Source organism: Staphylococcus sp. AntiMn-1 (assembly GCF_001663395.1).
Taxonomy (GTDB): domain Bacteria; phylum Bacillota; class Bacilli; order Staphylococcales; family Staphylococcaceae; genus Staphylococcus; species Staphylococcus equorum.
On the sequence record NZ_CP012968.1, the window covers coordinates 2,310,869 to 2,325,828 of the forward strand.

Below are 14,960 nucleotides of genomic sequence, written 5' to 3' on the forward strand. Positions count from 1 at the left end.
TTTAGATAATAAATAAAAATCAGCTATAATGTAGTCTAAGTAGATTTCTTGGGAGGAAAGAAATATGTACATTGAACGTAAACTATCACTAAATATAGACGATTTGAAGGAAGAATTTGAAGAGAGTATAAAGCATATCAATAATCAAGAAGATGCATTTGATATGGTAATAGGGTTCGTTGCTTTGGAACAATTATATTCTTCAGCACTTAAAGAAATTAGTACAAAATTAGATATTTTAGATGATAATTTTCAACAAATGTATAAACATAATCCAATCCATCATATGGAGCGTCGTGTTAAAGAAATGCGAAGTTTAATTAAAAAGTTAAATCGTAAAGGATTAGAGATAAGCACAGAGTCAGCTAGAGAAAATATATTAGACATTGCAGGTATTAGAGTGATTTGTAACTATATAGATGATATTTATGTGATAGAAGAGTTATTACTTAAACAAGAAGATGTGAAGCTCTTGAAACGTAAAGACTATATTGGAAATCCTAAAGATAATGGATATCGTAGCTTACATATCGTTGTGGCAATTCCAGTATTTTTAGCTAATACAGTAGAAACTGTGCCTGTAGAAATTCAAATCAGAACAATTGGTATGGATATGTGGGCAAGCTTAGAGCATAAAATACGTTATAAAAACACGGAAAATACTGAGAACTATAGAAATGCATTAAAGCAATGTGCAAACGAAATCACAATGGTTGAAAGTAAAATGCAAAATATACATTCTGAAGTATTCGATAATTAAGTAAAACTACATTAAAGTTGAAGCTCTAATTTGTTGTTGCTGAGGAATGGATGTCGTGAGCTTCAACCGTCATAATGCTTCAAATTTTTATGAAAGTAAAATAAATATAATAACCGATATGATAGGTTCAAGACCTGTCATGTCGGTTTTTTTAGTTGAAAATAGATAAAAACACCCTTTGCAAGCGTTTGCAAATAGTGAAGTTGTGTATTACTATACTTGTATACAAGTATATCGTATTGATAAAAAGAGGTGATATCATCATGAATTATAAGTATCCAGAACAATGGCTAGAGGGTGTCTCGAAAGGTGAAATGATTGCTGCAGAGATTCGTTTAAGAATTGTTGAGGGCACAATAACGCCAGATACGTTATTGACGGAGAATCAAATTGCTAAAGAATTTAATGTTAGTCGATCACCAGTCAGGGATGCATTTAAATTATTAAAGCAAGATCAATTGATACATTTAGAAAGAATGGGCGCAGAAGTATTGCCTTTTGATGATACAGAGAAAAAAGAACTTTATGATTTAAGAATAATGTTGGAATCATTTGCGTTTAGTAGAATCAAAACTTTGAATAATGAACAGATTGTTAAAGAATTACGTAAACAATTAGAAATGATGAAAGTGGCAGTTAAATTTGAAGATGCAGAAGCATTTACTGAACATGATATGAAATTTCATGAAGTTACGATACTCGCTTCAAAGCACCAATACTTAAAAACTTTTTGGAATAACTTAAGACCGGTAATGGAAGCACTGATATTATTGTCAATGCGTAAACGCATGAGCGAGAATCCAGAAGATTTTGAGCGTATTCATCGTAATCATGAAGTGTTTATAGAAGCGATTGCGAAGCAAGATGCTGCAAAACTTAGAGAAGCATTCCATCTCAACTTTGATGATGTTGGCGAGGATGTTGACAGTTTCTGGTTAAATTAGTGTTTTAACCCGGTAAAAGAAGTAGGAGGAAAAATCATGAAATACATGATAGGTGTCGATATAGGCACAACGAGTACGAAGTCAGTACTCTACGACGAAAAAGGTCAATTTATAATGAAACACAATATCGGTTATCCATTGCATACACCGAATGTGGAAACTTCTGAAGAAAACCCAGATGAGTTATTTGATGCAGTGTTAATGACAGTTAAATATGTAATGAGAGAAGCTAATATTGCTAAAGAAGATCTTAAATTAATCTCATTTAGTGCTCAGATGCACAGTTTAATAGCAATGGATGCGAGTAACCAACGACTAACTGAAAATTTAACCTGGGCAGATAATCGCGCAAGCCAATACGCTGAACAGATTAAAAATGAACATAATGGTAATGAAATATATCAAAGAACCGGCACACCAATCCATCCTATGTCCCCGTTGGCTAAAATATTTTGGATGAAGCATGAACAACAAGAAATATACAACCAAACTGCTACATTTGCTGATATTAAGACATATATTTTCTATCAATTATTTGAGCAATTTGTTATAGATCAATCTATGGCATCATCTACTGGGATGCTTAACTTAGAAACATTAGCTTGGGACAAAGAAGCGCTAGAACTGCTAGGTATTGAAGAGACACAATTACCAGAGGTTGTACCAACAACACATATTTTAAAAGGTATAAAACGTCGCTATGCAACATTGATGGGCATAGATGAAAATACACCAATTGTGGTTGGTGCAAGTGATGGTGTACTTTCCAATTTAGGTGTGAATGCATTTAAAAAAGGTGAAGTTGCGGTGACGATAGGAACATCGGGAGCAATTAGAACGGTGATAGATAAACCACGTACAGATTATAAAGGGCGTATTTTCTGCTATGTGTTAACTGAAGATCATTATGTTATAGGTGGTCCTGTAAACAATGGTGGTGTCGTATTACGTTGGCTTCGTGATGAATTATTAGCCAGCGAAGTAGAGACTGCAAAACGTTTAGGCGTCGATCCATATGACGTGTTAACTAAAATTGCTAATCGAGTTAAACCAGGTGCAGAAGGATTGATTTTCCATCCATATCTCGCTGGTGAACGTGCCCCATTATGGAACGCAGATGCCAGAGGTTCATTCTTTGGATTAACACTAACGCATAAAAAAGAACATATGATTCGTGCTGCTTTAGAGGGTGTTCTTTACAATCTTTACACCGTATATCTTGCGCTAATCGAAGTAATGGATGAAACACCTTCGACAATTAAAGCAACAGGTGGTTTTGCGAAAAGTGAAGTGTGGCGCCAAATGATGGCAGATATTTTTGATACGAATTTAATTGTACCTGAAAGTTATGAAAGCTCTTGCTTAGGTGCATGTGTATTAGGAATGAAAGCACTTGGCGAAATTGATGATTTTTCTATTATCGAAGAGATGGTCGGTACTACAAACGAACATAAGCCGAACCAAGATAATGTGAAGGTGTATCAACAACTCATTTCTATATTTATCAACTTAAGTCGTTCATTAGAGGATCGCTACACAGAAATTGCAACATTCCAACGTGAACATATGACGGATGACAAACCATAGTAAGGCGATATAGAAAGAGCCTTTAAAGAGAAAAGTGACAAGTAAACAAGCGACACTCACGTTACGAAGAACTTGTCACATACTCTTTAAAATTTTAATTATGAAAGAAAGCGTTACCACGATTGATTAGATACATGTCTGTAAAGTTCTAATTCAATCTTTAATTTGAAAGGGGAGAACGATGATGTTTGAAACAATTTGGCCATTGATTACGGTGGTAATAGGAATTATCGTATTATTATCACTTATTATTTTCTTAAAGTTAAACACATTTATTTCATTAATTATCACATCAATTGTGACTGCAATTTTACTAGGTATGCCTTTAGATAAAATCATTGAAACAGTAGAAAATGGTATGGGAAGTACACTAGGACATATTGCATTGATCTTCGGATTAGGTGCTATATTAGGGAAACTACTCTCTGATGGTGGGGGTGCGACACGTATTGCCGACACGCTTATCGATAAGTTCGGACCCAAACATGTACAATGGGCAATGCTTGTAGCTGCGTTTATTGTAGGTATTGCCTTATTCTTTGAAGTAGGTTTAGTATTATTGATTCCTTTAGTATTTACGATTGCTAAACGTGCAAATGTTTCACAGTTAAAATTAGGTTTTCCAATGGTTGTGGCTTTATCTGTAACGCACGGATTTTTACCGCCACATCCAGGACCAGTAGTTATAGCTAAAGAATTAGACGCAAACTTAGGCCACGTATTACTTTACGGTATGATTATTGCAATTCCAGTTACAATTATAGCTGGACCATTGTTTAATAAAATTGCACAAAAAATTGCACCAACGGCTTATACACGTGAGGGCGATATATCAGCCTTAGGTGCACAAAAAGAATTTTCAGAAGAAGAAATGCCGGGATTCGGAGTCAGTTTATTAACTGCGATTTCTCCTGTTATTTTGATGTTGCTATCAACAATTGTACAATTGATTACAGGCCATGAAGAAGCTACAAATGGCTTTGAATCATTTATTTACTTTATTGGTACTGCAGCTACGGCAATGCTTATAGCTGTACTGTTTGCAATCTTTACTATGGGTATTAAACAAGGACGTAAAAACTCAGAAATTATGGATTCAGTATCTAATGCGATTTATCCAATTGGGATGATGATCTTAATTATTGGTGGTGGCGGTACTTTCAAAGAAGTATTAATTGAAGGTGGCGTTGGAGATACTATTGCTACATTGTTTGAAGGTACAGAAATGTCTCCGATATTCTTAGCATGGCTTGTTGCTGCAGTACTTCGTATTGCTTTAGGGTCATCAACAGTTGCAGCAATCTCATCTACAGGTATCGTCTTACCATTGTTACAAGTATCAGATGTTAACGTTGCACTCGTTGTGCTTGCAATAGGTGCGGGTAGTGTTATTTTATCTCACGTTAATGATGCAGGATTCTGGATGTTCAAAGAATATTTCGGTTTGACTGTTAAAGAGACTTTCTTAACGTGGTCATTACTTGAAACTGTGATTTCAGTATCTGGTTTAATCTTCATACTTATACTTAATATGTTTGTCTAAAATAGAAAGCCAATCTGCCAACAAAGTTTAACGACTTTGTTGGCATTTTTTTGTGCACGTTTTCCGCGGGCACAGTCTCTAATCTTCGGTTAGTACTTTCTTAACGAGTCAGGAGTCGGCCCAAATAATTGCTACTTTAAACTAAAATAATCTTATGATTGAACTCATATAATAGCAAAAACATATAAAAATATAACTGAAAAAGCGAAAAAAGATTAACTTAATTTCTATTAGAATTAAATAATGAAATTGATGAACAAAGATAATCTCAATAAAGGACTCTTTAATAGCTAAGAGGATTTTTATTTAATTTATTATGAATTTTTAAATTTTTGTTGTGATTTTACGTTACTTAAATATAGATGTCGTTGAGAAGAACAACATCCAATTGCTTTAAAATGATAAAATAGAATCAATATCAAATTTCTAGCGGTATCAAAACGTCTATTTCAACCTTTTTGAGTGATTGAAATGTGAGTGGTTGATGTTACACAAATATACGAGTATTGAAATTATACACAACTCATTTATAGTAAGTAAAATAGGGGGCTTAATTATGAAAAGAATATTACTGATCGCAAGCGCATTTATTGGAGTCATTGTAGGAGCTGGATTTGCATCAGGGCAAGAAGTACTTCAATACTTTACGAGCTTTGGCATTATGGGGACATTTGGCGCTATCATTACTACAGCATTATTTGCTTATGTGGGTATGATGCTTGTTTGGTTAGGAAGTAAATCTAAGACAGATTCTCATAAAGAAGTTATACATAATATCACAGGAAAATCTATATTCGGTAAAATTTTAGGATGGATTATTGATTTAGTCATTATCTTTACACTCTTTGGTGTAGGTGTCGTTATGATTGCAGGAGCTGGATCAAACCTTAATCAACAATTCGGATTGCCTTCAATTGTAGGTACGATTCTTATGACAATACTTATTTTACTTGCGGGTATGATGAAAGTAGAGGGCGTTGTTAAAGTAATTGGGAATATAACTCCATTTTTAATTATATTCATTATAATAATTTCAGTTTATAGTTTTATGACAACAGATGTACCATTCTCACAACTTAATACAATTTCAGATGCGAAACCATCAACATTACCGAACTGGTTTATAGCAGGTGTAAACTATGCATCATTTAATACAGCAGTTGGTGCTTCTATGGCAATTGTTATGGGTGGTTCTGAGAAAAATACAAAAGTTGCAGCATTAGGTGGTTTATTCGGTGGACTTGCATTAGGCGTTATGATTGTACTAAGTCATTTAGCTATCTTTACACAAATCGATATTGTTGGCGAAATGGAGATGCCAATGTTAGGTATCGTGAATCATATTTCACCTATACTTGGTGTCGTTATGGCTTTTGTCATTTTCGGTATGATTTTCAATACTGGTTTAGGTATGTTCTATGCATTTGCAACACGCTTTACGGTGGTAGATACGAAACGTTTTAAACTTTTCTTTACAGTTACAGTCATCATTGGTTTGTGTTTGAGTTTCGTAGGTTTTACAGATTTAGTAGCAATTTTCTATCCATTAATAGGTTATTTAGGACTTGTACTTATATTTGTATTATTCTATGCACCATTTAAACTCAAATTTGGTAAGAAAAATTCAAATGAGTAAACGTGTGAAGATACCGTAAATAGCTGTTTATCCAATTTGAATTAATATTTTGAATTAATTTTTTTGATAATAAAAAACGAACTGGTTATAGAATTGTTTGATAAGTTCAAAGAAATTTAATATAAATTTCACACCCCATTCCTTATATTTTTAGATATAATAAAAATATAAGGAATGGGGTGTTTTTTATGAATGAGGAAACGCTAGAGATTTTACAGATGCATGCGCTACAATTATTGGGAATTCGGCTAGAAGGATATGATATGAGTGATATGAATGGGGTGATTAATCATATCAAGACGCCGTTTACAAATACTGCACGCAAGCAGTTCAATAATGAGTTGAAACATTTTATCGTACAAATGCATAGCAATAAAATTTATCATTATACGAATCGTTTTGGTGTAAACTTTTTAATTTTCAAATTTAAAAAGTATAAGCAAATTTATATTATTGGTCCATATATGGAGAAGCGACCAAATGAACGTCGTTGTAATGAGTTACTCCAAAGCTTAGATATTAAAATATCGAAACTTTCTATATTGAAGCAATATTTACTGACGATACCATTGTGTCACCAAGTTAAAGCACAAAAAATGTGTCGCTTGGCAATTCGTTTTTTGAAAAAAAGAAATAGCATTTATGAAACTGTGAAAATTGATTTTAGTTTTCATTCGAATACAGAAGAGTTAGCAGAATCCAAAGCGCAAATGGATTATACATTAAAAGAAATAGAGTATCGTTATAATATGGAGACTCAGCTACTTACTGCAGTTGAAAATGGCAATGCTAATGAAGCTTTATCAATTCTAAATGCAATGAATTTATCAGTTGCAGGCTTACGACGTGTAAGGGATGATATTTCAAATGAACAATACAAAGCATATTTGATAAATACGTTATGCCGTAAAGCCGGAGAAAAAGCGGGTGTAAGTTTGATTCATATTGACGAAATATCTGCAAAGTATGCGGCATTAATAGATCAAACAATGGACATAGAAACTTTAGATGAAATCACCCATTCAATTGTTAAAGCATATACAGATAGTGCGATGAAAGTAAAAGCGAATGCCTATAGTCCAAAAGTAAGTAAGGTAATTCAATACATTGAAAGAAACTTAGATAGTGCATTGTCATTAAATGAGCTCGCCTCATATGTTGGTTTGGCACCAAGTTACTTGTCCAAAATATTTAATAAGGAAATTCATAAATCTATCTCACAATACATCATTGAATCAAGAGTGAAAAAGGGACGTGACCTTATTGCGAGAACTAAAATGACCGTCGCTGAAGTGGCAAATTATGTTGGATTTAAAGAGCAAAGTTACTTTACACAGTGTTTTAAAAAACAATACGGAACAACACCATTAAGTTATCGAACAAAACATAAAGAGTTTTATTAGGATAATGAAGTATAGAAAATTAGAAAAAGGCATTAATTGTTTCATTTTTAGTGAATATATTATTAAAAATATTAATAAAATGATAATTATGATGTAAAACCATTGTTTAACATACAAGTTTACACACTTATATTTAAAAAATGAATTGTAGGCAAACCAAAAGAAATAGCTGAGTTCGTATGTCAATAAAAGCTGTAGTTATAGAGTTTGTGAATCACCTACGCTTACGATGTATTAATTAAGTGAAATTAATTTTATAACAACGTTGTTATTTTAATGTTGACTGTTCTGTAATTAAAAATATAATAAAGTTAAGATTCCTATAAATAAGGGTGAGCGATATGTCATTAACGATTTCAAAAGTAATTTAATTTATGGGAATAAAAAATTTTAACGATATAAGAAAACGCTTACATAATTATGTGTCTTATTATCGATTGATTGTAACAATCACTAATACATACTAAGAAACGATTAAAACAGCAAAGCGCAGTCAGGAACGTTTCTATAGTGGAAAGAGGTTATCAGCATGGTTACAGCAAAATTAAAACCGGCAAATAGTAAGTTAAAGAGTTTTAAAGAAATTCAATCACCAAGATTAAAATTCAAAGAAAAACTTGCATATGGATTTGGAGATTTAGGTAATGGCTTAATGTTTGATATGGGACAAATTTACTTACTGTTATTCTATACAGATATTTTGGGCATACCGTCAGTAGTTGGGGGAGCTGTGTTTCTTGTTGCGAAATTCTTTGATGCCTTTGTAGATACTGGAGTGGGGACTTTAGTAGATAATCAAAGGAACTTTGCTAAACGTGGCAAGTTTAAGCCTTTTATTTTGTACGGTACGATACCGCTCGCCTTACTTACAGTTTTAACCTTTATGTCACCAGATATTAGTCAAACGGGGAAAATAATATGGGCATTTGGAACTTACTTATTATTTAACGCAGCATATTCATTTGTGAATATCCCATATGGCTCATTATCAGCATCTATGACAATTAATGCAGATGATCGTACGCAACTATCAGTGTTTCGTAACTTAGGTTCACAGGGGGCTATGTTTATTTCTGGGATTGTAGTTATCCCATTAGTTAGTCTATTCCCTAGTCATGCATTGGGTTATCCAGTTGTAGTAGGTATACTTGCTGTCGCTGGTGTGACATTCCATCTATTGTGTTACAAAGGTGTTAAAGAACGCCATACAGTAGAAAGACCGAAAGAAAAAGGTATTGGTCGTAAAGCGTTTTTAAATTTATTTAAAAATAGACCATTTATCATTTTAGCATTATATACTTTATTAACGATTACAGCATTATTCTTACAACAGTCCTCGCAACTATATTACTTCCAATATGTGCTGGGTGAAGCTAATTTAGTGGGCGTTGTGAGTACATTAAACGTTATTATATTAGTACCCGCATTGTTCTTAACTACATTTTTAAGTAAAAGAGTAGGTAAGAAAATGACAGCAGTTATCGGTGTATCTGGTTTCGTTGTATTCCAATTTATTAACTTCATGTTCTTCTCCGATAACGTGTTATTATTCTTAATCGTTAATACGATTGCACAATTATTCTTAGTTATTCCTAATACTGTGACTTGGGCATTTATTGCAGACGTTGTAGAATATGGCCAATGGCAATCAGGTATTAGATCAGAAGGTATTATTTATTCAAGTTACAGTTTCACTAGAAAAATATCACAAGGTTTAGCTGGTTTCCTACCAGGTTTAGCTTTAACGCTCATTGGTTATGTACCACAAGCAGCTCAATCAGCTGAAACAATAGCAGGATTAAAAGTATTGTTCTTTATTGTACCTGCTTCACTTTGTTTAATCGCAGTGATATTGTTCTTCTTTGCATATCCATTAACTGACCATAGACATAAACAAATTGTTAAAGAATTAGCACTTAGAGAAGAATTATAATTCATTTTTAGATAATTGAACTGTTTTAGAGGGGGGTTAAATCATGTTGTATCCAGTGATAAATAAATATAGAAGTATCATTGATTTAAATGGCATCTGGGACTTTAAGATAGAGGGCGTAGATGATCAAATTGATGTGACACGACCATTAGATACGGATTTAGTTATGGCAGTGCCAGGATCATATAACGACCAAGGTGTTACTTCTGATATTCGTAATCACGTTGGTAATGTATGGTATGAAAGAACGTTTACAATACCTAACGTGTTAAGAAACGAGCGTGTTGTATTAAGATTTGGTTCTGCAACACATAAAGCAACAGTATATATCGATGGTAAAGAAGTAACATCACATCAAGGTGGCTTCTTACCATTTGAAGTTGACTTCGATTCGGAATTTGGTTCTGGTCAGCATCGTTTAACAGTTTGTGTGAATAATATTTTAGATGAAACCACTTTGCCAGTTGGTGAGTACAGTGAAACGATTAATAATGATGGTAAAATAATTAAGAAAAATTCACCAAACTTCGACTTCTTTAATTATGCAGGTTTACATAGACCTGTGAAAATATATACGACACCTAAAGTATTTATAGAAGATATTGAAATTGTGCCAGAAGTATTAGAAAACAGTGCTAAGGTACAATATAAAGTCACTACGAATGAAGCAGTGCCTACAATAGTTGTTAAGCTACGAGATGAAAAGGATAATATCGTAGCTGAAACATCAGGCGCAGAAGGTATCATAGAAGTAGATAATCCTCATCTATGGCAACCATTAAATGCCTATTTATATCATTTAGAAGTCACACTGTTAGATAATGACCAAGTTATTGATACGTATGCAGAGCGTTTCGGTATTCGTTCTGTAGAAGTCAGAGAAGGACAATTTTTAATTAATGGAGAACCATTTTACTTTAAAGGCTTTGGTAAACATGAGGATGCTTATTATAGTGGACGTGGTATGAATGAAGTTACAAACGTATTAGACTTTAATCTGATGAAATGGATTGGTGCTAATTCATTTAGAACATCACATTATCCATATTCAGAAGAAATGATGCGCTTAGCAGATGAACAAGGTATCGTCATCATAGACGAAACGACTGCGGTAGGTGTGCACCTAAACTTTAGCGCTATTTTATCTGGTACTACGACACGAGATACGTTTAAGGAAATAGGTACTAAAGAAGCGCATGAAGCGGTAATTAAAGATCTGATTGAGCGTGATAAGAACTATGCATGTGTAGTGATGTGGTCTGTCGCCAACGAACCGGCTTCTACTGAAAAAGGCGCTAAAGCGTACTTTGAACCTTTAGTAAACTTAGCTAGAGCATGTGATCCACAACAACGTCCGGTAACGATTGTGACAATTCTCACTTCACAACCAGATACATGTGAGGTACAAGATTTAGTAGATGTGCTGTGCTTAAATCGATATTACGGTTGGTATACACAGTCCGGCGATTTAGAAGCAGCAAAAGAAGCATTGAGAACAGAGTTAGATGGTTGGAGCGAGAAACAACCAGGCAAGCCAATTATGTTTACAGAATACGGTGCAGATACAATAGCGGGGATGCACGCAATTAATGACGAATTATTTACGGAAGAATATCAAATTCGTTATTATGAAGCCAATCATGAAGTTATAGATAACTATCCTCAATTTATAGGTGAACAAACATGGAACTTTGCTGACTTCGAAACATCTAGTGGAATTATTAGAGTCCAAGGAAATAAAAAGGGTATCTTCACTCGTGAGAGAAGACCGAAAGCAGTCGCACATTATTTTAAAAAACGTTGGGATAATATTCCTGATTTTGGATATAAACAATAACACACATGATTTATAATAAAGTTTAAACATTGAACCCTCTACGATGGATGATGGCATTTGTAGGGGGTTATTTTGTATACATTTATAAATATCATGAAACTTTTTGCTAACTAATTTATGTAATAAGTGATTATTGTAAAAGCATTCCAATATGAAAACTACTTCATTTGATATCTTTTAACTATTAATATAATTAATATTATAAACACTATCACTTTTTAAGTTATATCCTATGTTGTTTGAAAAGTGGTAGTAGTTTAGGGCGACTCCTGACGAGTTAATAAAACACTAGCCGAGGACTACTAGTTGAGGCTGGTTCGTTGTAAAACATGATTGAAAATGCAAATAAAGGTAACGACTGTAACGACAAATATAAAAAGGGTTTTCCATAAGTGGAAAATCCCTTTTAGTCGTTGATAAGTATTTATGTTCTTAAAAATGTTTCAACAATCTAATATAGAAAACTTACTTAATATTATAATTTTGCTTGCCATTTATCTGTCCAAACTAAGTCGTTATGAGTACCTTTGAATTCACTTTCACCCATGATTTTATCTACTGTTTGTTTGATTGTTTCTGGGTTTGAATGGTAGGCATTGATATAAGCTTTGACCATTGTCGCATCGTGCAAATGAGTTGTGAAGTTTAAAGAAACGAATACTGTTGGGACTTCATGCACATACCAAGGAATTTCATTACTCATGGCAGTACCCCATTTAATACGGTAATTATTTTCAGCTGCGTAACCAATAATATTAGCAAAGACAAGTGCTGCATCTACTTTTTCACGATACTCTAACGTTTTACCTTTAACTCGTGTAGAACCATCATTCAATGTCACATGGAAACCACGTGATTCTAATTCTTGAATAATATCTTCTTCTACATTGTTTGCAGATTTATAGATCCCATCTTTTTCACCTTCTATAATATATAACTGAATATTCTTATGCGTTTCAGGTCGAATCGGTAATTGATCTAAAGTGTTTTTAACTAAAGTGATACCTAAGTCAGCAGCTTCAGTACGCATTGCTAAATGCTCATCACAACCAATAATAGCTAAATCTTCTTGTGGGCGGATTAGTGTACCCTCTGCTTGTTGTTTATGCAAATTCATTTGAGCTTTAAGTCCTAAAATACGACGTACAGCATCATTTAAACGCTCCTCAGTGATAACACCATTTCTATAACCATTTAACATAAATTGATAATCTTCTTCTAAATCATTGAAGAATAAGAACATATCACAGCCGGCAGCTATAGATTGTGGCACATAGTCTTCACGACGCATTGCAGCGGTCATACCTAACATATGGCTGGCATCAGTAACAACTAATCCATTAAAGTTTAAGTCTTCTTTTAATAAGCCTGTAATTAATTCGGGTGCAAGTGTAGCAGGTAAGATATCTTTATCTTCAAGCGCTGGATTTAATTTTTTAGAATAAGCGGGTTGTGCAATATGACCTGCCATAATCATTTGAACACCACGATCGATATGATGCTGATAAACTTTTCCGAAACTATCATCCCATTCTTGTGTTGAGAGTTCATTTACACCAAGTACGAGATGTTGGTCACGTTCTTCAGTACCATCTCCTGGGAAGTGTTTGATACAAGTAATCATGTCACGTTCAGAGTTAAATCCATCTATAAAAGCGCTAGAATATTTTATAACTGTTTCTGCATTTGTACCATAAGCACGTGTGTTCACTATTGTATTTCGCCAATTTTGCAAAATGTCTACACATGGATCGAAATTAATATGTACGCCTAAAGCAGAAGATTCACGTGCTGATACGAGGCCAGCATTATAAGCTACTTTTGTGTCTTGTGCTGCTTCACATTGAGCAGCACTTGCGATGTAGGTACCATCTTTACAAGCGCCGTTACCACCTGAATCACAGTTTGCGGCTACTAAGACTGGAACTTTTGCGTGTTTTTGTAAATCATTGAGTAAATTTTGTACATCTTCTTTATTCCCGCCCTCATAACGTGCGCCACCAATGTGGAAACGTTCTAAGACTTCTTTATTTGTTAAGTCAGCATCATGAAACTTCTTACCGCCTTCTAAAGAAAATAAATTAAAAAAGAGTTGTCCAATTTTTTCTTCGTCTGTCAAACTGCCAAGTGTACGCTCTACCCATAAAATTTGTTCGTCATCTAAATTATAAGGTGTTGCTTTTAAATTTACTTTTGCCATAAATTTAGTTCTCTCCTTCGAAATTATTATAAAATATAGTAGTTAAGGATGATTGAATGTCTTGATTGAATCGACCTTCTTTAAATAATTTTAAATATTTATTATCAAAATCTAACCATGATTGATTTTCATGTCCTGCTAAAATAGGATAAAAATAAATATCATGCGATTTTGCAGCATCCATGTCACCCATAGCATCACCTAACATGATGATGTCTTCGGTATTGTAATATTGTTTCAATTGTTCTAAACAGTATTCTTTAGTACCAGCTTCTTGAGCAAACATGCCATTCAAATAGGGTGTAAGGTGATATGTTTCCCATTCATAAGCAACTGCGGATAAATTTGCGGAAGATACGATTGCAATATCTGCAAACGTTGAGGCATTTTTCAACGTACGTTGGACATGGTCGAAAGGACCAATACTAGGTAAATTCTTGATGTGGTCATTTACACTGTGCGACCATGCCAGTGCTTTTTGTAAGCCTAACTTTTCAGGAGAGGCTTGTATTGCTTGTTCTAGAGCCGGATTGGAAAAAGATGCAGTGGTTTGAACCCAATGCTTTATATCTTCATAACCTTCAATGTTTAATCCCTTTGCTACAAGTTCGCTTAACATTTTTTCGAGGCCTTTAAAACGATTGATCCCTCTTGTTATTTCATACAAATTAAAAGCATTCCAACGCTGTAACACAGCTTCTTTGATATCATCAAGTTGCCATTCATTTACAAGCGCAGGGCCAAAAGCGCGTTCGTGTTTAATTGTCATTGAATCAATGGCACAACCATCTGAATCAACACAAATCAATTTTTTAAATTTAGGTTGATATTGTGATAAAGTTTCGATCATATTAAATGCTCCTTTCAAAAATAATTTTTATTTATAGCTATCTAAACATTATGAATAAATAGTTAAAGTATTGTTAGTCTAAGCGTAGAGAATTTTATGAAGCGCTTACATTACACTATTAAAATTATCACGCTCAAAGCAAAAATACCACATTATTTCACGGAATAATGTGATAACTTTCACAAAATGTTTAGTTTAAGGAGGAATTTTAACAAAAAGGTTATTCTTTTAATAAAAAATATGTTTGTGAAAGAACGTAATGAGGAA

The 14,960-nt window shown here is 33.7% G+C and carries 10 protein-coding genes; 8 read left to right on the forward strand and 2 right to left on the reverse strand.

Features of this window, described 5'->3' with window-relative positions:
* Window positions 1-64: 64 nt before the first annotated feature.
* From AOB58_RS11075 to uidA, 8 genes are all read left to right on the forward strand, one after another.
* The gene (locus AOB58_RS11075; protein WP_021338576.1) at window positions 65-760 is read left to right on the forward strand and encodes a GTP pyrophosphokinase; all 696 of its coding nucleotides are present in this window, start codon (window positions 65-67) and stop codon (window positions 758-760) included.
* 263 nt (window positions 761-1,023) lie between these two features.
* A complete protein-coding gene (locus AOB58_RS11080; protein ID WP_021338575.1) occupies window positions 1,024-1,704 on the forward strand; it encodes a GntR family transcriptional regulator in 681 nt (226 codons plus the stop codon).
* Between the two features lie 36 nt (window positions 1,705-1,740).
* Complete coding sequence (gene gntK, locus AOB58_RS11085) at window positions 1,741-3,291, forward strand: gluconokinase (RefSeq protein ID WP_064783439.1); 1,551 nt, start codon at window positions 1,741-1,743, stop codon at window positions 3,289-3,291.
* Window positions 3,292-3,475: 184 nt separating this feature from the next.
* Window positions 3,476-4,834: a gluconate:H+ symporter gene (locus AOB58_RS11090; protein WP_002506713.1), complete on the forward strand. Its 1,359-nt coding sequence runs from the start codon at window positions 3,476-3,478 to the stop codon at window positions 4,832-4,834.
* Window positions 4,835-5,390: 556 nt separating this feature from the next.
* Window positions 5,391-6,470: a YkvI family membrane protein gene (locus AOB58_RS11095; protein WP_002506714.1), complete on the forward strand. Its 1,080-nt coding sequence runs from the start codon at window positions 5,391-5,393 to the stop codon at window positions 6,468-6,470.
* Between the two features lie 188 nt (window positions 6,471-6,658).
* Window positions 6,659-7,873, forward strand: coding sequence for a helix-turn-helix domain-containing protein (locus AOB58_RS11100; RefSeq protein WP_064783440.1), 1,215 nt, complete (start codon window positions 6,659-6,661; stop codon window positions 7,871-7,873).
* A 529-nt stretch (window positions 7,874-8,402) separates the two neighbouring features.
* Window positions 8,403-9,806, forward strand: coding sequence for an MFS transporter (locus AOB58_RS11105; RefSeq protein ID WP_021338572.1), 1,404 nt, complete (start codon window positions 8,403-8,405; stop codon window positions 9,804-9,806).
* 43 nt (window positions 9,807-9,849) lie between these two features.
* Complete coding sequence (uidA, locus tag AOB58_RS11110; RefSeq protein WP_021338571.1) at window positions 9,850-11,643, forward strand: beta-glucuronidase; 1,794 nt, start codon at window positions 9,850-9,852, stop codon at window positions 11,641-11,643.
* 475 nt (window positions 11,644-12,118) lie between these two features.
* Here uidA and AOB58_RS11115 read toward each other — a convergent pair whose 3' ends face one another.
* Both AOB58_RS11115 and AOB58_RS11120 read right to left on the reverse strand, forming a co-directional pair.
* The gene (locus AOB58_RS11115; RefSeq protein ID WP_021338570.1) at window positions 12,119-13,843 is read right to left on the reverse strand and encodes a glycoside hydrolase family 3 protein; all 1,725 of its coding nucleotides are present in this window, start codon (window positions 13,841-13,843) and stop codon (window positions 12,119-12,121) included.
* A 4-nt stretch (window positions 13,844-13,847) separates the two neighbouring features.
* Window positions 13,848-14,693: an HAD hydrolase-like protein gene (locus AOB58_RS11120; RefSeq protein WP_021338569.1), complete on the reverse strand. Its 846-nt coding sequence runs from the start codon at window positions 14,691-14,693 to the stop codon at window positions 13,848-13,850.
* Between the last annotated feature and the right edge of the window lie 267 nt (window positions 14,694-14,960).